The organism is Pandoraea anhela, from assembly GCF_902459655.1.
GTDB lineage: Bacteria > Pseudomonadota > Gammaproteobacteria > Burkholderiales > Burkholderiaceae > Pandoraea > Pandoraea anhela.
Map to the genome: position 1 here is coordinate 37282 of NZ_CABPSB010000020.1, position 23671 is coordinate 60952.

23 protein-coding genes and 1 tRNA gene are annotated in these 23671 nt (G+C 63.3%); 13 read left to right on the plus strand and 11 right to left on the minus strand.

Features of this window, described 5'->3' with window-relative positions; all coding sequences use genetic code 11:
• Nucleotides 1–18 precede the first annotated feature (18 nt).
• From PAN31108_RS21680 to PAN31108_RS21700, 5 genes are all read right to left on the minus strand, one after another.
• Complete coding sequence (locus tag PAN31108_RS21680) at nt 19–2970, minus strand: ribonucleoside-diphosphate reductase subunit alpha (protein ID WP_150670842.1); 2952 nt, start codon at nt 2968–2970, stop codon at nt 19–21.
• A 374-nt stretch (nt 2971–3344) separates the two neighbouring features.
• Nucleotides 3345–3980 carry a 1,6-anhydro-N-acetylmuramyl-L-alanine amidase AmpD gene (ampD, locus tag PAN31108_RS21685; protein WP_150670843.1) on the minus strand — a complete coding sequence of 212 codons (636 nt, stop codon included), beginning with the start codon at nt 3978–3980 and terminating at the stop codon, nt 3345–3347.
• A 540-nt stretch (nt 3981–4520) separates the two neighbouring features.
• Nucleotides 4521–5033, minus strand: coding sequence for a DUF1269 domain-containing protein (locus PAN31108_RS21690; protein ID WP_150670885.1), 513 nt, complete (start codon nt 5031–5033; stop codon nt 4521–4523).
• A 245-nt stretch (nt 5034–5278) separates the two neighbouring features.
• Nucleotides 5279–5581, minus strand: coding sequence for a PP0621 family protein (locus PAN31108_RS21695; RefSeq protein ID WP_150670844.1), 303 nt, complete (start codon nt 5579–5581; stop codon nt 5279–5281).
• A 6-nt stretch (nt 5582–5587) separates the two neighbouring features.
• The gene (locus PAN31108_RS21700) at nt 5588–6472 is read right to left on the minus strand and encodes a cytochrome C assembly family protein (RefSeq protein ID WP_150670845.1); all 885 of its coding nucleotides are present in this window, start codon (nt 6470–6472) and stop codon (nt 5588–5590) included.
• 122 nt (nt 6473–6594) lie between these two features.
• Here PAN31108_RS21700 and ffh point away from each other — a divergent pair, with 122 nt between their 5' ends.
• Nucleotides 6595–7959 carry a signal recognition particle protein gene (gene ffh / locus PAN31108_RS21705; protein WP_069340961.1) on the plus strand — a complete coding sequence of 455 codons (1365 nt, stop codon included), beginning with the start codon at nt 6595–6597 and terminating at the stop codon, nt 7957–7959.
• Nucleotides 7960–8017: 58 nt separating this feature from the next.
• Nucleotides 8018–8566, plus strand: a complete 549-nt coding sequence (locus PAN31108_RS21710) for a hypoxanthine-guanine phosphoribosyltransferase (protein WP_150670846.1) — start codon at nt 8018–8020, stop codon at nt 8564–8566.
• Between the two features lie 204 nt (nt 8567–8770).
• Here the strand turns inward: PAN31108_RS21710 and PAN31108_RS21715 are convergent, their stop codons facing one another.
• The gene (locus PAN31108_RS21715) at nt 8771–10510 is read right to left on the minus strand and encodes a proline--tRNA ligase (RefSeq protein WP_150670847.1); all 1740 of its coding nucleotides are present in this window, start codon (nt 10508–10510) and stop codon (nt 8771–8773) included.
• A gap of 216 nt (nt 10511–10726) precedes the next feature.
• Between PAN31108_RS21715 and PAN31108_RS21725 the strand changes: the two genes are divergently transcribed.
• Entirely contained in the window at nt 10727–11425 is a 699-nt protein-coding gene (locus tag PAN31108_RS21725) for an RNA pyrophosphohydrolase (protein ID WP_150670849.1), read from the plus strand.
• An 84-nt stretch (nt 11426–11509) separates the two neighbouring features.
• Complete coding sequence (locus PAN31108_RS21730) at nt 11510–12085, plus strand: CNP1-like family protein (protein ID WP_150670850.1); 576 nt, start codon at nt 11510–11512, stop codon at nt 12083–12085.
• Between the two features lie 131 nt (nt 12086–12216).
• On the opposite strand, the gene proB is transcribed toward PAN31108_RS21730, so the two are convergent.
• From proB to rplU, 4 genes are all read right to left on the minus strand, one after another.
• Nucleotides 12217–13350, minus strand: coding sequence for a glutamate 5-kinase (proB, locus tag PAN31108_RS21735; protein ID WP_150670851.1), 1134 nt, complete (start codon nt 13348–13350; stop codon nt 12217–12219).
• Nucleotides 13351–13525: 175 nt separating this feature from the next.
• A complete protein-coding gene (cgtA, locus tag PAN31108_RS21740; protein ID WP_150670852.1) occupies nt 13526–14665 on the minus strand; it encodes an Obg family GTPase CgtA in 1140 nt (379 codons plus the stop codon).
• A 151-nt stretch (nt 14666–14816) separates the two neighbouring features.
• On the minus strand, nt 14817–15077 hold the full coding sequence (rpmA, locus tag PAN31108_RS21745) for a 50S ribosomal protein L27 (RefSeq protein WP_010803931.1): 261 nt from the start codon (nt 15075–15077) through the stop codon (nt 14817–14819).
• Nucleotides 15078–15105: 28 nt separating this feature from the next.
• Nucleotides 15106–15417 carry a 50S ribosomal protein L21 gene (rplU, locus tag PAN31108_RS21750; protein ID WP_010803930.1) on the minus strand — a complete coding sequence of 104 codons (312 nt, stop codon included), beginning with the start codon at nt 15415–15417 and terminating at the stop codon, nt 15106–15108.
• Nucleotides 15418–15744: 327 nt separating this feature from the next.
• Here rplU and PAN31108_RS21755 point away from each other — a divergent pair, with 327 nt between their 5' ends.
• Nucleotides 15745–16674, plus strand: coding sequence for a polyprenyl synthetase family protein (locus PAN31108_RS21755; protein ID WP_246184085.1), 930 nt, complete (start codon nt 15745–15747; stop codon nt 16672–16674).
• 19 nt (nt 16675–16693) lie between these two features.
• Nucleotides 16694–16770, plus strand: a tRNA-Pro gene (locus PAN31108_RS21760).
• Nucleotides 16771–16896: 126 nt separating this feature from the next.
• On the opposite strand, the gene PAN31108_RS26490 is transcribed toward PAN31108_RS21760, so the two are convergent.
• Entirely contained in the window at nt 16897–17139 is a 243-nt protein-coding gene (locus PAN31108_RS26490) for a hypothetical protein (RefSeq protein WP_174995090.1), read from the minus strand.
• Between PAN31108_RS26490 and PAN31108_RS21765 the strand changes: the two genes are divergently transcribed.
• The 7 genes from PAN31108_RS21765 (at nt 17039) to yacG (ending at nt 23607) form a co-directional block, all read left to right on the plus strand.
• Nucleotides 17039–18331 carry an HlyC/CorC family transporter gene (locus PAN31108_RS21765; protein WP_150670854.1) on the plus strand — a complete coding sequence of 431 codons (1293 nt, stop codon included), beginning with the start codon at nt 17039–17041 and terminating at the stop codon, nt 18329–18331. The two genes, PAN31108_RS26490 and PAN31108_RS21765, sit on opposite strands and share 101 nt — an antisense overlap.
• Nucleotides 18332–18601: 270 nt before the next feature.
• A complete protein-coding gene (locus tag PAN31108_RS21770) occupies nt 18602–19723 on the plus strand; it encodes a GspE/PulE family protein (RefSeq protein WP_281350134.1) in 1122 nt (373 codons plus the stop codon).
• Complete coding sequence (locus PAN31108_RS21775; protein ID WP_150670856.1) at nt 19704–20954, plus strand: type II secretion system F family protein; 1251 nt, start codon at nt 19704–19706, stop codon at nt 20952–20954. Before PAN31108_RS21770 ends, PAN31108_RS21775 begins: the two co-directional genes overlap by 20 nt.
• Nucleotides 20951–21811, plus strand: coding sequence for a prepilin peptidase (locus PAN31108_RS21780; RefSeq protein WP_150670857.1), 861 nt, complete (start codon nt 20951–20953; stop codon nt 21809–21811). Before PAN31108_RS21775 ends, PAN31108_RS21780 begins: the two co-directional genes overlap by 4 nt.
• Nucleotides 21808–22422 (plus strand): dephospho-CoA kinase, encoded by a 615-nt coding sequence (gene coaE, locus PAN31108_RS21785; RefSeq protein WP_150670858.1) that lies wholly within the window; start codon nt 21808–21810, stop codon nt 22420–22422. Before PAN31108_RS21780 ends, coaE begins: the two co-directional genes overlap by 4 nt.
• A 227-nt stretch (nt 22423–22649) precedes the next feature.
• Complete coding sequence (gene zapD / locus PAN31108_RS21790; protein WP_150670859.1) at nt 22650–23405, plus strand: cell division protein ZapD; 756 nt, start codon at nt 22650–22652, stop codon at nt 23403–23405.
• 4 nt (nt 23406–23409) lie between these two features.
• A complete protein-coding gene (yacG, locus tag PAN31108_RS21795) occupies nt 23410–23607 on the plus strand; it encodes a DNA gyrase inhibitor YacG (protein WP_150670860.1) in 198 nt (65 codons plus the stop codon).
• Nucleotides 23608–23671 lie beyond the last annotated feature (64 nt).

Here is a 23671-nt window from a genome sequence, read left to right on the forward strand (position 1 = left end):
CGCCGCCTCATACCCGACTTACTGGCAAGCCTCGCACTCTTCGAAGCCCGGATCGCCCGGACGCATCGTGCACACGGCGCCTTCGGCTTCCGGCATCGGCTGGGCCAGCGGCGAGGTCGGTTCGGCCGAGAAGCCGCCCGACACACCGCCCGAGCTCGGCACCGCGTTCAGCGCACCGTGGCTCACCGTCGACTTCTCGACGTGCGTTGCGGCCATCGTACGGAGGTAGTACGTGGTCTTGAGCGCGCGCGTCCACGCCAGCTTGTACGTCTCGTCGAGCTTCTTGCCCGATGCACCCGCCATATAGATATTGAGCGACTGCGCCTGATCGATCCACTTCTGACGACGCGACGCGGCCTCGACCAGCCACTTCGGCTCGACTTCGAACGCCGTGGCGTAGATCTCGCGCAGATCGGCCGGCACACGGTCGATGCGGGCGAGCGAACCGTCGAAGTACTTCAGGTCGGCGACCATCACTTCGTCCCACAGACCGCGGGCCTTCAGGTCACGCACCAGATACTCGTTGACCACCGTGAATTCGCCCGACAGGTTCGACTTCACGTACAGGTTCTGGAACGTCGGCTCGATACAGGCCGAGACTCCGATGATGTTCGAGATGGTCGCGGTCGGTGCGATCGCCACGCAGTTCGAATTGCGCATACCGTGCGAAGCGATGTGCTTGCGCAGGCTGTCCCAGTCGAGCGTGCTCGACAGGTCGACATCGACGTAACCGCCACGCTCTTCGGCCAGCAGCTTGAGCGAGTCCTGCGGCAGAATGCCGCGATCCCACAGCGAGCCCTTGTACGACGAGTACTGACCGCGTTCCTTGGCCAGTTCGGTCGAGGCCCAGTAAGCGTAGTAGCAAACCGCTTCCATCGAACGATCGGCGAACTCGACGGCGGCGTTCGACGCATACGGCGTACGCAGCAGGTGCAGGCAGTCCTGGAAGCCCATGATGCCCATGCCCACCGGACGGTGATGCAGGTTCGAATTGCGCGCCTTCGCCACCGCGTAGTAGTTGATGTCGATGACGTTGTCGAGCATGCGCATCGCCACGCGAATGGTGCGTTGCAGCTTCTCGTGATCCAGTTCGTAGCCGTTGGCCGTCTGCTTCAGGTGAGCCACGAGGTTCACCGAGCCGAGGTTACACACGGCGATTTCCGTCTCGCTCGTATTGAGCGTGATTTCCGTGCACAGGTTCGACGAGTGCACCACGCCCACGTGCTGCTGCGGCGAGCGGATGTTGCACGGATCCTTGAACGTGATCCAGGGATGGCCGGTTTCGAACAGCATGCCCAGCATCTTGCGCCACAGCGCTTGCGCCGGCACCTTCTTGAACAGCTTGATCTCGCCGCGCGCGGCCTTGTCTTCGTAGGCCGTGTACGCCTGTTCGAAGGCCTTGCCGAACTTGTCGTGCAGATCCGGGCAGGTCGACGGCGAGAACAACGTCCACTCGCCCCCTTCCATCACGCGCTTCATGAACAGATCGGGAATCCAGTTCGCCGTGTTCATGTCGTGCGTGCGGCGACGGTCGTCACCTGTGTTCTTGCGCAGTTCCAGGAATTCTTCGATATCCAGGTGCCACGTTTCCAGATAGGCGCAGACCGCGCCCTTGCGCTTGCCGCCCTGGTTCACGGCCACGGCCGTGTCGTTGACCACCTTGAGGAACGGCACCACGCCCTGGCTCTTGCCGTTCGTGCCCTTGATATGCGAGCCGAGTGCGCGAACCTGCGTCCAGTCGTTGCCCAGACCGCCGGCGAACTTCGACAGCAGCGCGTTTTCCTTGAGCGCTTCGTAAATGCCTTCCAGATCGTCGGAGACGGTCGTGAGGTAGCACGACGAGAGCTGCGAGCGGCGCGTGCCCGAGTTGAACAACGTCGGCGTGGAGCTCATGAAGTCGAAGCTCGACAGGATCTGATAGAACTCGATCGCACGCGCTTCGCGCTCGACTTCGTTCAACGCCAGCCCCATCGCCACACGCATGTAGAACGCCTGCGGCATTTCGATGCGATGACCGTCGATATGCAGGAAGTAGCGGTCGTACAGGGTTTGCAGGCCGAGGTAGTTGAATTGCAGGTCGCGGTTGGCGTCGAGCGCCGCCGCCAGCTTGCCCAGATCGTACGAGAGCAGTTGCTCGTCGAGCAGTTCGGCGTCGACACCCTGCTTGATGAAGCGCGGGAAGTACTCGATGTAACGCGAAGCCATTTCAGCCTGCGGCACTTCTTCGCCGAGGATTTCACGGCGGATCGTGTGCATCAGGATACGTGCGGTGACCTGGCTGTAAGCCGGTTCCTTCTCGATGAGCGTACGCGAGGCGAGGATCGCCGAATCGTAGACCTGCGACAGCGGCACGCCGTCGTACAGGTTCTTGATGGTTTCAGCCAGGATCGGCTCGGCGGACACTTCGCCACCGAGGTTTTCGCAGGCGGCCTTCACCACACCGCGCAGAGCGTTCATGTCGAGCGGACGCGTCACGCCGTTGTCGGTGACATGCAGCACCGGGGTGTCGGGCGTGGCCGCTTCCTGCGCGGTCTCGACGGCGCTGGCGCGCTCTTGCGAACGCTTTTCGCGATACAACACGTAGGCGCGCGCCACGTTGTGCTCGCCTTCGCGCATGAGCGCGAGTTCGACCTGATCCTGAATGTCTTCGATGTGGAACGTACCGCCGTTCGGTCGGCTGCGCACCAATGCGCGCACGACGTTCTGGGTCAACTGTTCCACGAGTTCGCGTACGCGCGCCGAAGCCGCGCCTTGTCCGCCGTTCACGGCAAGGAACGCCTTGGTCACGGCGATCGCGATCTTCGACGGCTCGAAACCCACCACCGCGCCGTTGCGTCGAATCACTTTGAAGTCGGCGTTGGTAGCCGGCTCGAATGCGCCCGTCGTCTGGGGCGCCGACGCACCCGTGCCATTGCCGGCATTCGCGGCGGGCGTCGGGTTCGGGCGGGTGAGGTTTTCGTTAGTCTGCATGTAAAAACTCCCGTTCCAATGAGATGGTGCTGTTAGCGCACTTCCACCAGCAATACCAGGTACTGAAGTCGGCAAAAAGTGCGCCCTGGGGGCGCCGATGGAGCGAAGTGCTGAACACCGCACGACCGACGGACGGCCAAGGGTTCAAGGTGTCCGCTGCACGGCTTTGCTGCTGTGCCGCCCCACAAAAGGCCGCGGGGCAAGCACGGTATTGATGGATCTTGCTTCCCGTCACCGACCACTATATGTAGTGGTCAGCGGCCGGATTGGCACTAAGTATAGTGGAGATGACGCACTCCGCAAACTCAAAAATTTCACTCCCGGGAAGGCCCGCGCCATGCCCGTGTCAAGCAAAACCTGTCGCCGGGTGAGGGTTAATCGCCCCCTTCGGCGTCTCCCGACATGTCGCCCCGGGAGGCCGTCTGGAACGGTAACGCTTGCGGCGTCAGCCCAGCCATCCGACGCAGTCGCTGCCACTCGAAGTGCGGCCCCGGATCCGTCTTCCGGCCAGGTGCTATATCGGCATGCCCGGCCACGGCTTGAATCGGATATTGCTCACGCAAGACACGCGTGAGCGCCGCCAACGTCACATACTGCGCCATCGTAAATGGCAGGTCGTCGGTGCCTTCCAGTTCAACGCCGATTGAGAAATCGTTGCAGCGCGTGCGTCCTTCGAAGGACGAGGCGCCCGCATGCCACGCTCTCGCGTCGCACGACACGAACTGCTGCAACGCACCATCGCGTCGCACCAGAAAATGCGACGACACGTGCACGCCGCGAATCTCGTCGAAGAACGGATGCGCATCGTGATCGAGTCGGTTCTGAAAGAACGCCGGGATCTCGTCGCCGCCGAACTGCCCCGGTGGCAACGAGATGTTGTGCACCACAAGCAATCCGATCGGCATGCCCTGCGGACGAACGTCGAAGTTCGGCGACGGCAGGCGCTCCGCTTCCCGTATCCAGCCGTCGGCGTCGAGCGTGAGGACCGGTAGTTTGTCCGGCGCGTTCATGCGTCACCTCGCGACGGCGCGACGAACACGCCGAACGCCGCGACGCACACCGACCGGCCGAAGGAGACGGGCGATGCGAGCGACCGGAGCGCAACGTTAGGGGACGCAGATGACTGGAGCGTGACGGGCACAGCGAACTCCCGTAGAGCGAGGGGTGGCATTGTAGCCCACTTGGCGTGACGTCGCCGGTTGTCGGCCCGACGCACGGCTCGTGCCGTTCCCTGACGAATGACCAGTGTCACGTTGGTCATCGTCCGATACAAGTCGAAAAATAAAAGGCAAATTCCCAAAGAAGAAGCCTCTCGCCTGACCTGGCCGAGAGGCTTCCGTGGGCGTGTCCACGCCCGGGGATGGCGCCGCTCTCGCGCCCTGCGTCGCCCGCAGGACACGCACACCATCCCGCGCCGCTCACAGGGGCGGCGCCAATGGCCATCGCTGGCCGGTAAAACGCTTCACACGCGCATGCTGCGCAAGTCCCGTCGTCGCTGTCGATCACGTCCCGATCACACCCCGCTTACGTTGGATCACGTTTGCCTGGCATCAGGGGAACGCCGGGATCGCCGCTTCGACGCCTTCCATGTGCGCCTCGGGATGATGCGCTTTGAGCATCTCACGAATCTCGTCGACGCGGCTCTCGCGCACGTCCACCATCAGCAGGATCATGCCGCGCGCCAGCGGTTCACGAAACGCCTTGAGTCGAGAGTTCGGCACCGATACACCGATCATGCTGGACACCCATGCACCGAACAGCGCGCCGAGCGGTGCGGTCACGATCATCAGTTCCCACTGGGGGCGCGTGCCCACGATGGGGAAAAACGCGGCGACTGCACCGACCGCCAGACCGCAGAAGCCACCGATCACGAGCCCGGCCTCGGCGCCGTGCACGATATCGGATGTCTGCAGCAGGTTAGCCTCGTGCAGTCCCTCCAGATCCATTTCGTCACGTGCCATGAAGTGGATGTGACGCTCCTCGATCCGCGCGAGCAACAAATCGCTCATCGTGCGCTGCGCACTCGCAAGATCGGGAAGAAGGAAATACATCCGTCTGCGCATTAGCATATTGCGCCCTCCTGTCGTCGCCCCCGTGTTTTGGCTGTTATCGATGGGGTAGGTAACTGTGTTTTAGTGCATGCGACAGTCATGCGCAAGCCGACACGGGCCGACACGGGCCAATTGGGCATCGGCCGGGAGCGCTCGGGATCAGCGCGGCACGCGCGGGAGATGCGGAGGGGGTACGCGCGATGCGCATGAAGCGCAGCGGGCGGGGATCGCCGCGCGGCACGTTCGTGCAGCAGGACTCAGGCGCGGTGTTCGCGCGCGAGATGAGCGTCGCGATGCGCGGCGCTACAGAAGTGCTTGTCGCCGGGGCCGGGGAGCGATTCGCTCTCGGGAAGATAGGTGTCGCACTCGCTGCAACGCACCATGCGCTCGGCCGGCGGCAGCGACTGACGCGCCGTCGTGCGGCCTGTGCTGCCGGGGGATGTGCGCATGCGTTCGTCACGCTCATTACGCTCAGGACGCTCCATGCGCTTGCGTTCGTTATGGCGCATCCACCACGTCCCGGCAATCAAGAGCAACAGTAACAGCAGGATATTGCGCATCGCGCTTCAAGTCTCCGTCATGCGATGCAGCACCACCTCAAGCACGAAGCGAGAACCGACATACGCCAGCAACAGCGCCACGAACGACGCCAGAACCCAACGCAGCGCGACCTTACCGCGCCACCCGTAAAAATGCCGTCCGAGCAGCACCGCGCCGAACATCAGCCACGACACCACCGCGAACACGGTCTTATGATCGATGCGCACCGCGCGCCCGAACAGCGCTTCGGAGAACATCACACCCGAAATCAGCGTCAGTGTCAGCAGCACGAACCCCGCGCTGATCAACCGGAACAGCAGCTTCTCCATCGTCAGCAGCGGCGGCAGCGTTTCGAGCCAGCGCGAGAGCCAGCCGGTCGCCTCGCTGCTGCGCGACGGATGCAACTGACGCTCGGCATAGAGCATCAGCAACGCATGCAGCGCCGCCAGTCCGAACAGCCCGTAGGCCATGTTGGCGATGATGAAGTGCGCCTTGAAAATCGGATCCGCCGCAAAGCTGAGAATGCGCACATCCGGAAAAATCGCGGGCAACAGACAGGCGACGGCGGCCACGGGTGTGACCATCAGTCGCAGGCTGTCGAGCGGGAAGAAGAAGCTTTCGATCCAGTAAATGCCGACCGAGAGCCACAACATGGCCGAGAGCATGTACGCGAAGCCGAAGTGCATGCTGTCCGCGCGGAAGATCGTCTGATGCAGCAACACCCCGTGCAGCAGCAACGCGGCGAACAGCGACAGCTGCATCGGCCAGCGCGAGGGCGTGCCCGTGACCGGCGCAGGCGCGACCTGCCCGCCCGCGAGAGCGAGCGCGGCGTCGCGCCGATAGCCTTGCCACGAACAAACCGCCAACCCGGCGTAGAGGATGGCGGTCAGCGCATACAGTAAAATAGTCATGTTTGAAGTTTACACCAGCCCATGAGGGGCGCGCTGCCGTGCTTGCCACCGCCTTGCCATCGCCACTAACCGGCCGATGGGCGGGCAACCAAGGCCGCTTCAGGTCTTACAGGATACGTTTCATGCTCGACAATCTCACTACCCGCCTTGCAAAAGTCGTCAAGACGCTGCGCGGCGAAGCCCGGCTGACCGAGGCCAACACGCAGGAAATGCTGCGCGAAGTACGCCTCGCCCTGCTCGAGGCCGACGTCGCCCTGCCGGTGGTGCGCGATTTCATCGCCAAGGTGAAGGAAAAGGCCCTCGGAGAGGAAGTCATTTCCAGCCTGTCGCCCGGTCAGGCGCTCGTCGGCGTGGTGCAACGCGAACTGACGGCTCTCATGGGCGGCGACTACGAAGGTCGCGCCGCCGAACTCAATCTGGCCACCACCCCGCCCGCCATCATCCTGATGGCCGGTCTGCAAGGCGCCGGCAAGACGACCACCGTCGGTAAGCTCGCCAAGCTGCTGCGCGCCCAGAAAAAGAAAGTCCTCACGGTCTCAACCGACGTCTACCGCCCGGCCGCCATCGCCCAGTTGGAGACGGTGACCAAGCAGGTCGACGCCGACTTCTTCCCGTCGCAACCCGATCAGAAGCCGGTCGATATCGCCCGTGCGGCCGTCGACTGGGCGCGTCGCCATCACCACGAAGTGCTGCTCGTCGACACGGCCGGCCGTCTGGGTATTGACGAAGCGATGATGCAGGAAATTAGCGCCCTGCACGCCGAGCTGAAACCGATCGAAACGTTGTTCGTCGTCGACGCCATGCTGGGGCAAGACGCGGTGAACACCGCCCGCGCCTTCAACGATGCCTTGCCGCTCACCGGCGTGGTGCTCACCAAGCTCGACGGCGACTCGCGCGGCGGTGCGGCGCTGTCGGTGCGCCACATCACCGGCAAGCCGATCAAGTTCGTCGGCGTCGGCGAAAAGCTCGACGGCCTGGAAGTTTTCCACCCGGATCGCATGGCGAACCGGATTCTCGGCATGGGCGACATTCTCGCGCTCGTCGAGGAAGCGCAACGCGGCGTTGACGTGCAGGCCGCGCAAAAACTCGCCGACAAGGTCAAGAAAGGCGGCGACTTCGATCTGAACGACTTCAAGGCACAGATCGGCCAGATGAAGAAAATGGGCGGTCTGTCGTCGCTCATGGACAAGTTGCCCGCGCAGTTCCAGGCGGCCGCCAGCCAGACGAACATGGATCAGGCCGAGAAGCAGGTGCGCCGCATGGAAGGCATCATCAACTCGATGACGCCCGCCGAGCGCGCCAAACCCGAGCTGATCAAGGCGAGCCGCAAGCGTCGCATCGCCGCGGGCGCAGGCGTGCAGGTGCAGGAAGTCAACCGCATGCTCAATCAGTACGATCAGATGCGCACCATGATGAAGAAACTCAAAGGCGGTGGCATGATGAAGATGATGCGCAGCATGAAGGGCATGATGCCCGGTATGCGCTGATATACTCCGGGCCGCATTTAGCGAATCCACGCAACACCGTTCCACAGGGTCGCCCCATATGAACCGCGAAGAAGCCCTCGAAGTATTCCGTAATTCCGAAGAAATCGTCTCCGCCGACGAAGTCAACCGCTGCGTCGACACCATGGCCAAGGCCATCAAGGAAGCCATTGGCGACGAATTCCCGATGGTGCTGTCGGTCATGGGCGGCGCCGCCGTCTTCACCGGCATGCTCCTGCCGCGTCTCGACTTCCCGCTCGAGTTCGACTACATCCACCTCTCGCGCTACAACAACACCACCACCGGCGGTGCAATGCAGTGGCGTGTGGCGCCGCGCGATTCGGTGCGCGACCGCGTGGTGCTCGTGCTCGACGACATTCTCGATGAAGGCGCCACCATGGCCGCGATTCGCGACCGGATCCTGGAGATGGGCGCGTCGAAGTTCTACAGCGCCGTGCTCTGCGAGAAGATCCTGACGAAGGAAAAGCCGTCGCATCCGGATTTCTGCGGCTTCACCGTACCGGATCGTTACGTCTTCGGTTGCGGCATGGACGCCAAGGGTTACTGGCGCAACCTGCCCGCCATCCGTGCGCTGACGACGGCGCGATGATCGCACCGCGATAGTCGATCGTCACGTCGGTGCGCAATGCACCGATAGCGCGAACGACGCGGCGGGAGACGTTCCCGCGACAAACAAGAAAGGGACCTCGACGAGGTCCCTTTTTCTTGACGGCAGCGCAACTGCGTCACGCGCCGCAGCGCATTCGATGCGCCGCCGGTCGGATCGACCGGCACGGCATCGACGGCGCCCCGCTCAGACGGCCTTGGCGGCGCGCACCTTGCCCGTGACGACTTCCGCCACCACGGCGGCGTCGAGCAACTGGGCTTCCGTATCGCGGCGGCCCTGATACTCGATCTTGCCTTCCTTCAGACCACGGTCGCCGATCACCACACGATGCGGCACGCCGATCAGTTCCCAGTCGGCGAACATCACACCCGGGCGCTCGCCACGGTCATCGAGAATCACGTCGATGCCTGCGGCCAGCAGATCGTCGTACAGCTTGTCGGCGGCGGCGCGCACGGCGTCGCTGCGATCGTAGCCCATCGGGCACAGCACCACTTCGAACGGGGCAATCGCTTCCGGCCAGATGATGCCGCGATCGTCGAAGTTCTGTTCGATGGCCGCGCCGAGAATACGCGTGATGCCGATACCGTAGCAGCCCATTTCCATCGGTGCCGGCTTACCGGTCTCGTCGAGGAACGTGGCATTCATGGCGTCCGAGTACTTCGTGCCCAACTGGAACACGTGACCGACTTCGATACCGCGGCACAGTGCGATCTCGCCCTTGCCGTCCGGCGACGGATCGCCCGTCACGATATTGCGCAGGTCGAAGACGATGTCCGGCTCCGGCAGATCGCGGCCCCAGTTCACGCCCGTGATGTGGAAGTCCGTCTCGTTCGCGCCGACAACGAAGTCACTCATCTTCGCCACGGTACGATCGACCACGAGCTTGACCGGCTTCTTCGTGCCGATCGGGCCGAGGTAGCCCGGCGGCGTGCCGAACCACTCGACAATCTCGGCCTCGGTGGCAAAACGCATCTCCGCCAGGCCCGGCACCTTGCTCGCCTTGATCTCGTTCAGACTGTGATCGCCACGCAGCAAGAGCAACCAGATGGTGGTGCCCGCCGTCTCGTCGTCCGTCGCGAGCACGATCGACTTGATCGTGCGCTCGAGCGGAATCGAAAGCAGTTCCGCGACCGCTTCGCACTTGGCCTTGCCCGGCGTGGCGGTCCGGGTCATGGCTTCGGCCGGTGCGGCGCGCTCGCGTTGCGGTGCGAGCGCCTCGGCCATCTCGACGTTGGCTGCATAGTCCGAGGTCGGGCAGTAGGCGATGGCGTCTTCCCCGGTCTCGGCGATCACGTGGAACTCATGCGAGCCCGAGCCGCCGATGGAACCGTTATCGGCCACCACCGCGCGGAACTCCAGCCCCAGACGCGTGAAGATGCGCACGTAGGCGTCGAACATCTTCTGGTAGGACGCTTGCAGGCCGGCGCGATCCTTATCGAAGGAATAGGCGTCCTTCATGATGAACTCGCGGCCGCGCATCACGCCGAAACGCGGGCGGATTTCGTCGCGGAACTTCGTCTGCACCTGGTAGAAGTTCACCGGCAACTGGCGATAGCTCTTGATTTCGCGGCGCGCGATATCCGTCACCACTTCCTCGTGGGTCGGACCGACGACAAACTCACGGTCGTTACGATCCTTCAGGCGCAGCAATTCCGGGCCGTACTTCACCCAGCGCCCCGACTCCTGCCAAAGTTCGGCCGGCTGCACGGCTGGCATGAGCAATTCGAGCGCACCCGCGCGATTCATTTCTTCACGGACGATGGCTTCGACCTTGCGGATCGAGCGCAGGCCGATCGGCAGGTAATCGTAGATACCGCCGGCAACGCGGCGAATCATGCCGGCGCGCATCATCAGCTTGTGGCTGACGATTTCGGCGTCGGCGGGCGCTTCCTTGAGGGTGCCGATGAAGAAACGAGAGGCTTTCATGCAGATTTCCGGGAAAAATTAGGGTCAGCGGCGCACGCGGCGGTTCGGTCGGCTGCGCCGAAGCGGGGACGGGGTGCGCCACGTAATGGCTTCGCAGCCCCTGAGACTCCCGCCGGCCGTACGCGCCGCCCCGGTTGCCCGAGCCGCCGCCGGCCGCCGCGCCGGTGATTATCTGTTTATAATCGAAGCAATTTTAAAGGATTCAAGGGTGGTTGTATGCTGGACCGTGAAGGCTTTCGCCCGAACGTCGGCATCATCCTCTTAAACGCACGCAATGAAGTGTTCTGGGGCAAGCGGCTGGGCGAGCACTCCTGGCAGTTCCCGCAAGGCGGCATCAAGTACGGCGAAACGCCCGAACAGGCCATGTTCCGAGAATTGCACGAGGAAACCGGGCTAAAGCCAGAACACGTCAAAATCATCGGTCGCACACGCGACTGGCTGCGTTATGAGGTGCCGGACAAGTTCATCAAACGCGAAGTGCGCGGACATTACCGGGGCCAGAAGCAGATCTGGTTCCTGCTGCGCATGGTCGGACGCGATTGCGATATCTGCCTTCGTGCGACCGATCATCCGGAGTTCGACGCCTGGCGCTGGAACGAATACTGGGTGCCGCTCGACGCGGTGATCGAGTTCAAGCGCGAGGTTTATCAGCTCGCGCTGAACGAACTCTCGCGTTACCTGCGACGCACGGCCGCACGCGCGCAGCAGGACCGGAGACGGTTTCCGCGTGCCGGGGCACGGGTCGGCGACATGCCGCCGGGCGCCACGGATGCGTCGAACGAACAGGACGGCGGCTTCGGCAGCGGCGACGGCAGTGACTGCGACGGCGCAACGGCCACGTCGGCCACGTCGGATTCTGCGGCCAACACCGACAACGCGGACAATGCCGACCGGCAGCACCGCCGGGAGCACTGAACCGGACCGCTGCCGACCTGTCTCAACACCGGACGCGGGCATCCTGCCCGCGCCCGCTTTTTTTGATCCCTCGACCACACTCCCATGCGTCCTTCCTTTGCCCGCCGCGCTCCGCGCCTGGTCACGCTCGCTTCTCTGGCCACCCTCGCGCTGATCGCGGCTTGCAGCAGCACGTCGCAGCCCGTTCAGGACTTCGACGAATACATGGCGCAGCAAGAGGCGGCCAAGGGCAAATGGAAGGAAGCGGAATACAAGCTGCCGACCGAAGCGCCGAAAGACGCCGATCTGATCAGCTTCCCCACATTGCCGAACGCCACCCTCGATTACGCCATCGACGCGAAGTCCATCGAAGTCACGCGAGAAGACGGCGTGGTGCGCTACATCGCCGTGATCCGCAGCAAGGAAGGCGCGCGCAACGTGTCTTACGAAGGCATTCATTGCTCGTCGTTCGAATCGCGTCTGTATGCGACCGGCCGCCCCGACGGCACCTGGGTCCCGGCGCGTAACAGCGAGTGGCGTCCGATCCGTCCGTACGGGTCGACCGCGTATCAGGGCGTGCTTTACCGCGACTTCCTTTGCCAGGACAAAACGCCGTACGGCACCGCCAAGGACATCGTGCAGAACCTGCGGTATCCGACGACGCCCGCCGCCTATCGTTGAGGTCATGCCAGGGCGGCGTCGCCCGGTCGAGAGCGTCGCCGTCATCCCCACGAAAAAACGCCGGTCACGAATCACGTGCCGGCGTTTTTTGTCTCTGACTGCCCTGCCCCGCGAAGGAGACGGTGTCGGGCTCAGCGCAGAATCAGGTTGTCGCGATGGATCAGCTCCGGCTCGTTCGCGAAACCCAGCACCTGTTCGATGTCGCTGCTTGGGTGGCGGCGAATCAGGCGCGTCTCGGAAGCACTGTAGTTCGACAGGCCGCGCGCGACTTCGTGACCGGTCTCGTCCACGCAGGCGATCACCTCACCCCGCGCGAAGGTGCCCTCCACCTCGATTACGCCGATCGGCAGCAGGCTCTTGCCCTCCTCCATCAGCTTCTTGCACGCGCCCGCGTCGATCACGACGCGACCACGTACTTGCAGATGATCCGCCATCCACTGCTTGCGGGCGGTCAGCACAGCCGTGCGCGCCACCAGTTGTGTCCCGATGGCTTCACCGCCGGCCAGACGCACGAGCACGTCGGCTTCACGCCCTGAGGCGATCACGGTATGCGCCCCGCTGGTCGCTGCGCGTTTGGCGGCCAGAATCTTGGTCAGCATGCCACCTCGACCGATATTGGTGCCGGCGCCGCCGGCCATCGCTTCGAGACGCTCGTCGCCCGCTTCAGCTTCGTGCACGAACTCGGCGTCGGGATGCTTGCGAGGATCGGCGGTGTATAGGCCCGACTGATCGGTGAGGATGACCAGTGCGTCGCCGTCGATCAGGTTCGTGACGAGCGCGCCGAGCGTGTCGTTGTCGCCGAACTTGATTTCATCGGTCACGACGGTGTCGTTCTCGTTGATGATCGGCACCACCCCCAGACGCAGCAACGTGAGCAACGTCGTACGCGCATTCAGATAGCGTTCGCGATCGGCCAGATCGGCATGCGTGAGCAGAATCTGCGCCGTTCGCACGCCGTGCTCGGCAAAGCGGGTTTCGTACACCTGCGCGAGACCCATCTGGCCCACGGCGGCGGCGGCCTGCAATTCGTCGATGGCCTTCGGGCGGCGTGTCCAGCCCAGCCGCTGCATGCCCTCGGCGATCGCCCCCGAGCTCACGAGCACGACCTGCTTCGGCGGTCGTGCGTCGCCCCCGTGCCGCAACGCGGCGATCTGCTGCGCCCAACGCGCAATGGCGACATCATCCAGCCCGCGACCGTCGTTGGTCACGAGACTGGAGCCCACTTTCACCACGAGCCGCTTGGCATCGGCGATGACCGAACGCATGGACCTGAACTCTCCGGATGGATTGGGAAGACGAAGCTGCTGCGGGCGCGGAAGACCGGGGAGGCGCGGGGCGCCGGTCGTCGCTCACGTTGCCGCAGCGGCCGGATCGCTGGCGTTGGCGCGCGGTGTCGGAGACCTGTCGCGCGACGCCGCCAGCGTTCGAGTGATACGGAGTTTACGCCTTTGGCGCGTCGTCCGTTGGGGTTTGTGGTGGGACGTCGGCGGCACTGGCGAGCGGTGCCGCGCTACCCGCACGGAAACGGGGATCGAGCGCAGCGTCTTCGATCGCTTCTTCGACCGCACCACGTTGTTGATACAGATACTCCTGCACGGCCAGACACAGCTTCTCGCAGCCTTCGCCGGTCAAAGCGGAGATCTCGAAGGTCGGGCCGTCCCAACCGAAGCGCTGCTTGAAGTCGGTCACGCGCTCGGCACGTTCCGCTTCCGGCACCATGTCCACCTTGTTGAGCACCAGCCAGCGCGGCTTCTGGAACAGTTCCTCGTCGTACTTTTGCAGTTCGAGAACGATGGCCTTGGCGTCCGCCACCGGATCGACGCCCTCGTCGAACGGCGCGATGTCCACGATGTGAAGCAACAGCCCCGTGCGCTGCAAGTGACGCAGGAACTGATGGCCGAGGCCGGCACCTTCCGCCGCGCCCTCGATCAGGCCCGGAATATCGGCGATCACGAAGCTCTTGCCCGGCGCCGTGCGCACGACACCCAGATTCGGGTGCAAGGTCGTGAACGGATAATCCGCGATCTTCGGACGCGCATTCGACACCGACGCGATGAACGTCGATTTCCCTGCATTCGGCATGCCGAGCAGACCGATGTCTGCGAGCACCTTCAGCTCCAACTGAAGCATACGGCGCTCGCCGGGCTTGCCGTCCGTCTTCTGACGCGGCGCGCGGTTCGTGCTCGACTTGAAGTGCAGGTTGCCGAGACCGCCCGCACCGCCTTGCGCGAGCACGACTTCCTGGCCGTGTTCGGTCAGGTCGGCAATGGTCTCGCCGGTGTCCATATCCGTGATGATGGTGCCGACCGGCATGCGCAGGAAGATATCTTCGCCGCCTTTGCCGTAGCAGTCCGACCCGCGACCGGATTCACCGTTCTTCGCCAGATGCTTCTTCGAATACCGGTAATCGATCAGGGTATTGATGTTGCGATCCGCCACGGCAAACACGCTGCCGCCGCGACCGCCGTCGCCGCCGTCAGGTCCGCCGAACGGCACGAATTTCTCACGGCGCATCGATGCCGAGCCGTTGCCGCCGTTCCCGGCGATCACCTCGATTCGTGCTGCGTCAATGAATTTCATGTGGGTCCGCCCCGCTTAACGACCGTCCGCAGACGATCCTGAATACTGTTCAATGCCCCATGCCGGGCGCGATAGATTCGCTGCACGCTGGCGGGACAAACAAAAAAGGCTCCGCATGAGAGCGGAGCCTTTTGGTGGCAAAAGGCTTAGCTTACGCTGCCGGCACCACGCTGACCACTTGCTTCTTCGCTGCGCCCTTGACGGCGAATTGCACGTGGCCGTCGGCCAGTGCAAACAGCGTGTGGTCCTTACCGATGCCGACGTTTTCGCCAGCATGCATACGAGTACCGCGTTGGCGAACGATGATGCCACCAGCCAGGATCGCCTGACCGCCGTACACCTTCACGCCGAGGCGCTTCGACTCGGAATCGCGGCCGTTACGGGACGATCCGCCTGCTTTTTTGTGTGCCATGACTTAACTCCTTACCTAGCTCGATCGATTAGCCGTTGATGCTGTCGATGCGCAGCTCGGTGTAGTTTTGGCGATGGCCTTGACGCTTTTGGTAGTGCTTGCGACGGCGCATCTTGAAAATCTTCACCTTGGGGTGACGACCCTGGGCGATAACGGTAGCCTTGACGGAAGCCCCACTGACCAACGGCGCACCGAACTTAATCGATTCGCCCTCGCCAACGGCGAGAACCTGGTCGATGGTGATTTCAGCGCCAATGTCAGCCGGTATCTGTTCTACTTTGAGCTTTTCGCCAGCAGCAACCTTATATTGCTTACCGCCGGTTTTTATGACCGCGTACATTGTTGAACCTCACTCATAAACAAGAGAATTTCCGTGCAGACCGAGGGTCCCGAAAGGACTCGACTTACCGGCCCGTCGCACCGCTGCGGGCCGTCATACCGAAGTATTTTCGGACCCGGCGCAACGAATGCGCGCACGAAAACCGGGAATTATACAGACTTTCTCCTTTTGCGTCAAAGACTTCCATGACGCCAGTCATTCCGCGGCTCTGGTGCCCGAAAGTGGCCGCGCCCACTATATAATTTGGGGCGAATTTTTCCTCACCCGAGCCTTGTCTTGACTGCTTCGACTTCTCCCCAGAACGTACTGGCCGCCATCGCCGACGACATGCGTGCCGTCGACCAGCTTATCCGCCACCGGCTGGCCTCCGAGGTGGTCCTGATCAATCAGATCTCGGAGTACATCATCAATTCGGGCGGCAAACGGCTGCGCCCGGCATTGTTGCTGCTGGTGTCCGGTGCGCTGGGCGTCACCTCGCCGGCTCGCTTCGAGTTGGCCGCAGTCATCGAATTCATCCATACGTCCACGCTGCTGCACGACGATGTGGTCGACGAATCCGACCTGCGCCGCGGCAAGCAGACGGCCAATGCGCTGTTCGGCAATGCGGCGTCCGTGCTGGTCGGAGACTTCCTGTATTCGCGCTCCTTCGAAATGATGGTGAGCGTGGACAACATGCGCGTGATGCAGATTCTGGCGCGCGCCACCAACGTGATCGCCGAAGGCGAAGTGCTGCAACTGCTGAACATGCACGATCCCGATGTGGACGAGGCGCGTTACCTGCAAGTGATCAAGTACAAGACGGCCACGCTGTTCGAAGCGGCAACGCAGTTGGCGGCCGTGCTCGCGAACGCGGACACGCAGACCGAAGCCGCCGTTCGCGAATACGGCGGACGTCTGGGCACCGCCTTCCAGTTGATGGACGACTGGCTCGACTATGCCGGCGACACGGACGCGATGGGCAAGAACGCAGGTGACGATCTGCGCGAAGGCAAACCGACGCTGCCGCTGATTCACGTGCTCCAGCACGGCACCGAAGCCGAGCGCGCCCTGGTACGCGAGGCCATCGAGAATGGCGGCACCGACAAGTTCGAGCCGATCCTTGCGGCAATCACGCGCACCGGCGCGCTCGACTACACGCTGGCACGGGCAAAAGAAGAAGCGGATGCGGCGGCACAAATAATTTCTGCACTTCCCTCTTCCCATTACAAAAATAGCCTGCTAGAATTATGTTCTTACTCGATAGCGCGACGCACTTAGCGAAGTAGCAGTATCGAAGCGGGGTGTAGCTTAGCCTGGTAGAGCGCTACGTTCGGGACGTAGAGGCCGGAGGTTCGAATCCTCTCACCCCGACCAGGATTAACTTTGCTGACAGGCAAAGCAAAAAAACCGACGGACGTGTCCGTCGGTTTTTTATTTCAGCGTCTTGATCGCCTCGACGGATTTGCCGGTGTCTCGCCGAACGCTTGGGACTCCGCCACATCACGACCGCTCCTGCGTTGCCCAACGCTTCGGGCATTGCGAACTCGCAGCTCGCGTGGGCCGGGTTGCAAAACGGATGCCCGTATCCCCTCTGATATAGTGGCGACTCATTGCCACCGCCGCGCTTTGCGCATCGAATAGCTTGGACGCCTTGCCCTTATGGGCGCAGATTTGCGCCGTCGCCTTCCTGATCATCTGCTCGGGGTTCTTTTCCATCTCGGAGACGAGCATGATGGCGCTCAACCGCCATCGCCTGAAGCACCTGGTGCGCATGAACGTCACCGGCGCCAAATCGACGCAGGGGCTGCTCTCCCGAACCGAAGATCTGCTCTCGACGATTCTCGTCGGCAATAACGTCATCAATACTGTCGTGCCGGTGCTCACCACGTCGATCGCGGTGCGCTACTTCGGCAACGATGCGCTCACGCTCTCCATCGCGACCGCGATGATTGCGCTGCTCATCATCATCTTCGCTGAGATCGGTCCGAAAATCGTGGGCGCGACGTATCCGGAGCGCATCGCCCTGTCCGTCAGCACACCGCTGCGGCCCATCGTCGTCGCGGCGGCCCCGCTCGTCTGGGTGCTGAACAGCTTCGTGCGCGGCATGCTGCGCGTGCTTCGCATCGATACGCGTCGCGCGGCAAGCGAAGCGCGTCTGACGACTGAAGAACTGCGCACCATCGTGCTCGAAGCCGGCAACTACATGCCGACCAAACCGCGGAGTGTGTTGCTCAATCTGCTCGATCTCGAAAACATCGCCGTCGACGACGTGATGGTGCCGCGCGCCCGCATCGAGGCTCTCGACATTTCGGCGCCGCTCGATACCATCCTCTCGCAACTCGAGACCTGCTATCACAACAAGCTGCCCGTCTACGACGGCGACATCGATCGCATCATCGGCATTTTGCCGGTGCGCCGCACGCTTTCCGCGCTACGACATCCGGACGATCTCTCGGTCGATACGCTGCGCGCGCTGCTCGTGGATCCCTACTTCATTCCGAGCGATACGCCTGCGCTGCGTCAGTTGCAGTACTTCCAGGAGAACCAGCGACGCGTGGGACTGGTGGTCAACGAGTACGGGGAAGTCGAAGGGCTCGTGACGACCGAGGACATCATCGAAGAACTCATCGGCGAGTTCACGACAAGCGTGCCGGGCACCGGTGGCAGCCGCTCGGGCTGGACGTCCGACGGCGAATGCCTGGTCGGTGGCGGCGTCGGACTGCGCGATCTGAACCGCCGGCTCGGGCTGCATCTGCCCACCGATGGCCCCAAGACACTCAACGGCCTGATCCTCGAAGTGCTGCGCGAGATTCCGGAAGCTGCGGTCAGCCTCGAAATCGAGGGCCTGCGCATGGAGATCGTACAGATCGACAATCAGGCAATCAAGACGGTACGCCTGTTCAAGCCGGGGCCACGCCCCTCGCATCACGACTGACGACGCAAGGCTGACGATCGCAGTGAACCGATGACGTCCCCATCGTTCACTACCCGTTACACAGCCCCATTTTTCGGGTTATTCCGATTGAGCCGTCGCCGGGTTATGGCGAGACTGAAGCTTCACGCAGCTCTCGCCGAACCCTGTCATGTCACCATACGCCGCCACATCCGCCACCCCATCCCCCCCCCATCGGTTGACGCGACGTCGTCGCCCCAACCCGTCTCGCTCGTCTCAGCGACCTCATCGTCCGGGGCATCTCGCCTGTCTGTGGGGGCCGCTACGCCGCTGCAACTCCTTGAGCAAATACTGCACGACGCGATTCGCGCGGGCGCATCGGACATCCATTTCGAACCGATGGCACAACGCTTTCGCGTTCGACTGCGTATCGACGGATATTTGCAGGAGCAGAGCGACGTGCCGCTCGCTTGGCGCGACATGCTCGTCTCACGCCTCAAAGTGCTCGCGAATCTGGACATCGCGCAAAAGCGGTTGCCGCAGGACGGACGCATGGTCTGGCGCGAAGCCGATGCGCCGGTGGAGTGTCGCGTGAGTGCGCTGCCCACGCTCTATGGCGAAAAACTCGTGGTGCGACTGCTCGACGGGGCGAAGGTCCCCCTCGCGCTCGAAGGACTCGGTTATACGCCAAAGCAGTACCTCGCACTGACGCAAGCGATCGCGCGTCCGCACGGCATGATTCTGCTGACCGGACCAACCGGCAGCGGCAAGACCGTTTCGCTCTACAGCTGCCTGCGGCGGCTCAACGATGCGTCGCGCAATATCGTCACGATCGAAGACCCGGTGGAAATCCGGTTGCCGGGCGTCACTCAGGTCAATCTGAACGAGCGCGCCGGACTCGATTTTGCTACCGCGCTGCGCGCCTTCCTCCGTCAGGATCCGGACGTACTCGTCGTCGGCGAAATTCGCGATGCGCAAACGGCCGAAATCGCGGTGCAGGCGGCGCAGACCGGGCATCTGGTCTTCGCGACCGTTCACGCCAACGACGCGCCGAGCACCTTGGCGCGCCTCTTCGATCTCGGCGTCGCGCCGTTCAACCTCTCGTCGACCCTGCTGCTCGTGAGCGCCCAGCGTTTGCTCCGGCGACGATGCCCTGCCGGGTGCCGGCCTCACGAGACGGCCATCGAGACCGCGCGCGGCACGCCCTCATGCATGCGCTGTCATGGCAGCGGTTACGCCGGCCGCATCGGCGCGTTCCAGGTGATGCCGATCAGCGCCACACAAGCCCTCAATATTGCGCAGGCGCGTAGCCCTCACGAACTGGCGGCGCAAGCACGGAGCGAAGGGGTCATGACATTGCGCGAGGCCGGGTTGTGGCACGCGCAAGCGGGTGCCGTCAGTGAGGAAGACGTCGATGCGACAACCCCTGCGTGACGGCATGCCGAACCTGGCCCGGCCACGTCGATGGCACTGGCAGGGGCGCGATGCAGACGGACAACGTCGGCAAGGCGACATCGTCGCACGTGGCGAAGCCGCCGCACGTCTCCTGCTTCGCCAGCGTCATCCGCAACTGACGATCACCCGTCTCGGCCCGGGGCGACGTCATGCGTCAGCGCCACGCACCCGGACATCCGATGCCACGGACCTCATCCGGCGACTCGCCACGTTACTCGGTGCAGGGGTTCCGCTAACAGCCGCGCTCGACGTGCTGGCGCGAGGCGCGCACACGCGGGGGCTCAAGCGGCTGGCGTCCGACATCGCGCAGGATGTCGCGTTGGGGCATCCGCTGGCGCAGGCAATGTCGCAAGCCAGCCGGCGCTTTAGCGGCGTCGATTGCCAGTTGATCGCCGCCGGCGAGTTGGGCGGACAGCTTGGCCCGACGTTGATGCGCCTGAGCGCCCACTATGACCACACACAAGCCGTGCGGAACAAACTTCAACGCGCACTGGCTTACCCGATCACGGTGCTGGCGGTAGCGATCGCCGTCGTGATTGCGCTACTGCAATGGGTCATCCCTGAGTTCGAGCGGCTGTTTGCGAGCGCCGCCGGCGGTGGCGTGCCGTTGCCGCCACTCACCCGCTGGCTGATCGCGCTTTCGCGAGGATCGCTGGCGAACGGTCCGTGGATACTGACGAGCACCGGTGCGGCGGGGCTCGTCGTGGTCGGTGCGCTTCGCAGACGTCACCGACTACGACGACAGCGTGACCGGTTGATATTGCGGCTACCGGGCGTCGGCCACATTGTCAGGATGATGAGCGCCGCCCGGTGGGCGCGAACGCTCGGCACACTGCTCGACGCAGGCGTAGCGCTACCCGATGCCATGGACGCCGCGGCGAGTGCGTGCGGCAATCTCGTCATGCAGCAGGCAGCGCATGATGTGCACCGTAAGGTTGCCCGGGGTGCACGTCTTGCAACGTCGCTCGAAACCGATGAGCACTGGCCGCTGGCCGTGGCGCAACTGGCCGTGATCGGGGAGGAATCGGGTACACTCGGGCGCATGCTCAATCAGGCCGCCGGCCTGCTCGACGAAGAAGCTTCTCAGGCGCTGGTCAGCACCTGCGCGATGCTGGAACCCATGATGATTACGTTTCTCGGCCTGCTGATCGGCGGCATGGTCCTCGCCATGTACCTGCCGATGTTCCAACTCGGATACGGTGTCGCATGAACGCCCTCGATGGCTACGCAGAACTGCTTCTCGTCGATTGGCTGGCACAGTTGGCGCCTCATTGGCGTCTCACGCTGTTTGCCGTCATCGGCGTGCTTGCCGGGTTGTTTCTCGATGTCGTCGTGCGGCGCGTGCCGGCCGCCATCGAACGCGCATGGCTTGAAGAATTACAAGCCGCCGAGACGCCGGAGGCCGCAGCGCCCGTCGAGCCGACACTTCATACGACGCCCCTGGCCCTCGCGCCTGCGGCCCAACTGTCGAGCGTCGCCGCCACCGAACGTCCCATGACGTTTGCGGACGCGGCACCGCCGCGTCGCTTGCAACTCGCGTTGCTCACCGGCGTACTAAGCGCCGCCGTCTCTTGGCGCTTCGGGCCAACGTGGCAGAGCCTTGGCGCGCTCGGCCTCGTCTGGACACTCATCGCGCTCGCCTACATCGATCACGACACGCAACTGCTGCCCGACATCCTGACGCTCCCGCTCCTTTGGGCGGGCCTGCTCTGCAACCTCGGCCACTGGTTCGCCGCGCTGCCCGACGCGGTGATCGGCGCGGCGGCGGGGTATACGAGCCTGTGGGCGATGTATTGGGCGTATTGGTGGATCCGGCGGCGCGAGGGCATGGGATTCGGCGACTTCAAACTTTACGCGGCGCTCGGCGCCTGGTTCGGCTGGACAGCGCTGCCGCAGATACTGCTGGTCGCCTGCGTGCTCGCCATCGTCGTCGCCGGTAGCGGCTGGCTGATGGGTCGCTTGCGCGGCGACCAGATGTTTCCTTTCGGGGCGTTTCTCGCCGCAGCGGGTATCGTCACGCTGTTCGGCGGAGACGGCCTGATGCTCTGGATCGGAGGCACCCCATGACTTACGCCATCGGCCTGACCGGCGGCATCGGCAGCGGCAAGACGACCGTCGCCAATCTGTTCGCCACGCACGGTATCGCCATCATCGACACCGACGCCATCGCGCACCGTATTACCGCGCCGGGCGGTGCGGCCATGCCGGCGATTCGTCGTGAATTCGGCGACGCGTTCGTCGCGCCGGACGGCTCGCTCGATCGCGCTCGCATGCGCGACGCTGTCTTTACGGACGACGCCGCAAAAGCACGTTTGGAGGCGATCACCCATCCGCTGATCCGCACGGAATGCGAGCGCGCAGCGGCCGAAGCCGACGGGCCCTATCTGATTTTCGTTGTGCCGTTGCTCGTCGAATCCGGCACGTGGCGCGAGCGCGTGCAGCGCGTACTGGTCGTCGATTGCACGCAGGAGACCCAGATCGCGCGCGTCATGGCCCGCAATCGCTTCACCCGCGAGCAGGTGCAGGCGATCATGGCGCGACAGGCCACGCGCGCACAGCGGCTCGCCGCGGCGGACGACGTCATCGACAACGACGTGCCGCACGCCCCTCTGGCACCGCAGGTCGACCGCCTGCACGCGGCGTATCTTCAGTTGGCGACGCGCGCGGCTGGCGAGTGAGCTTGCGACGTGGGGTATCGTGCCAACACGAGTAAAGCGGACGAGATGGACAAGGTAGACAAATCGAAGGAGGCAGACGAGGTGGATGCCGTTGCAAAGCACGGAATTTCGCGCACCCGTTCTGCACGCGGTTCTCGATTGAGCGCCACTCGCGTTGCCACCCGACAGATTCCCGCATTAGAATGTCGCCATTACGCTGAAAAGCGCCAACTTTTGGGCCAACGCGCTTGATCCTGTACGAATATCCGCTCAACGAACGCATTCGCACGCTGCTTCGGCTAGAAGAGCTGTTCGGGCGCTTTGCCTTTTTCGTCGGACAGGATCAGCCGCTCGATCATCACGCGGCCCTGATCACGATGTTCGAGATTGCCGACATCGCCGGTCGCACCGATCTGAAGAACGAACTGGTCAAAGAACTCGACCGGCAACGTCAGACGCTCCAGACCTATCGCGGCAATCCCGATATCGCCTCCGACGCGCTCGAACAGTTCATCGGCGAAGTCGAGCTGGCCATCGCGAACCTCAATCAGATTCCCGGCAAACCCGGTCAGCACCTGAACGACAACGAATGGCTCGCAAGCATTCGCAGTCGCTCGGTGATTCCCGGTGGCACATGCCGTTTCGATCTGCCGTCGTATTACGCCTGGCGTCATAACGATGCCGAGCAGCGACGTCAGGACATCGATAAGTGGATCGGTCCGCTATTCCCGATTCGTGACGCCATCGGCATCGTGCTCGGGCTGGCGCGCGAGTCCGGTCATGCCAGCAAGGCGATGGCGCAACAGGGTAGCTACCAGCAGATGCTGACCGGGCGCGTGTATCAACTGATGCAGGTACGTGTCGCGGCGGACCTCCGCGTGATTCCCGAAGCGAGCGCCAACAAGTACATGCTGTGGGTGCGTTTCACGACGCAGGACGGTGATCTGAAGCCGCGTCCCGTCGACAGCGACGTTCCGTTCCTGCTTACCCTCTGTAACCTGTAAGACCATGACGAGCGTCGTCAACTGTCCGACCTGCGGCAAGAAGGTGGTTTGGGCGCCGCAGTCCAAATTCCGCCCGTTCTGCTCAGAGCGCTGCAAGCAGATCGACATGGGCGCTTGGGCCGCAGAGAAGTACACGATCCCCGCCGAATCGCCGGAAGACCCCTCTCAGGAATCGCCCCTCGATCCGACGCAACGCGGATAAGTCACGCCGGACCGGTATGGGCCCGTGAGCCGTGGCGTGCGTATCGTCGTAACCGTCCCTGCCC

What these genes read in the sequence shown, in the direction of transcription:
- PAN31108_RS21715 (WP_150670847.1), bottom strand. Translation starts at nt 10,510, where the DNA reads ATGAAAGCCTCTCGTTTCTTCATCGGCACCCTCAAGGAAGCGCCCGCC.
- cgtA (WP_150670852.1), bottom strand. Translation starts at nt 14,665, where the DNA reads ATGAAATTCATTGACGCAGCACGAATCGAGGTGATCGCCGGGAACGGC.
- PAN31108_RS21680 (WP_150670842.1), bottom strand. Translation starts at nt 2,970, where the DNA reads ATGCAGACTAACGAAAACCTCACCCGCCCGAACCCGACGCCCGCCGCG.
- ffh (WP_069340961.1), top strand. Translation starts at nt 6,595, where the DNA reads ATGCTCGACAATCTCACTACCCGCCTTGCAAAAGTCGTCAAGACGCTG.
- proB (WP_150670851.1), bottom strand. Translation starts at nt 13,350, where the DNA reads ATGCGTTCGGTCATCGCCGATGCCAAGCGGCTCGTGGTGAAAGTGGGC.
- PAN31108_RS21755 (WP_246184085.1), top strand. Translation starts at nt 15,745, where the DNA reads ATGCGTGCCGTCGACCAGCTTATCCGCCACCGGCTGGCCTCCGAGGTG.
- PAN31108_RS21730 (WP_150670850.1), top strand. Translation starts at nt 11,510, where the DNA reads ATGCGTCCTTCCTTTGCCCGCCGCGCTCCGCGCCTGGTCACGCTCGCT.
- PAN31108_RS21690 (WP_150670885.1), bottom strand. Translation starts at nt 5,033, where the DNA reads ATGCGCAGACGGATGTATTTCCTTCTTCCCGATCTTGCGAGTGCGCAG.
- PAN31108_RS21710 (WP_150670846.1), top strand. Translation starts at nt 8,018, where the DNA reads ATGAACCGCGAAGAAGCCCTCGAAGTATTCCGTAATTCCGAAGAAATC.
- rplU (WP_010803930.1), bottom strand. Translation starts at nt 15,417, where the DNA reads ATGTACGCGGTCATAAAAACCGGCGGTAAGCAATATAAGGTTGCTGCT.
- PAN31108_RS21725 (WP_150670849.1), top strand. Translation starts at nt 10,727, where the DNA reads ATGCTGGACCGTGAAGGCTTTCGCCCGAACGTCGGCATCATCCTCTTA.
- PAN31108_RS21700 (WP_150670845.1), bottom strand. Translation starts at nt 6,472, where the DNA reads ATGACTATTTTACTGTATGCGCTGACCGCCATCCTCTACGCCGGGTTG.
- rpmA (WP_010803931.1), bottom strand. Translation starts at nt 15,077, where the DNA reads ATGGCACACAAAAAAGCAGGCGGATCGTCCCGTAACGGCCGCGATTCC.
- PAN31108_RS21695 (WP_150670844.1), bottom strand. Translation starts at nt 5,581, where the DNA reads ATGCGCAATATCCTGCTGTTACTGTTGCTCTTGATTGCCGGGACGTGG.
- PAN31108_RS21775 (WP_150670856.1), top strand. Translation starts at nt 19,704, where the DNA reads ATGCGACAACCCCTGCGTGACGGCATGCCGAACCTGGCCCGGCCACGT.
- ampD (WP_150670843.1), bottom strand. Translation starts at nt 3,980, where the DNA reads ATGAACGCGCCGGACAAACTACCGGTCCTCACGCTCGACGCCGACGGC.
- PAN31108_RS21780 (WP_150670857.1), top strand. Translation starts at nt 20,951, where the DNA reads ATGAACGCCCTCGATGGCTACGCAGAACTGCTTCTCGTCGATTGGCTG.
- yacG (WP_150670860.1), top strand. Translation starts at nt 23,410, where the DNA reads ATGACGAGCGTCGTCAACTGTCCGACCTGCGGCAAGAAGGTGGTTTGG.
- coaE (WP_150670858.1), top strand. Translation starts at nt 21,808, where the DNA reads ATGACTTACGCCATCGGCCTGACCGGCGGCATCGGCAGCGGCAAGACG.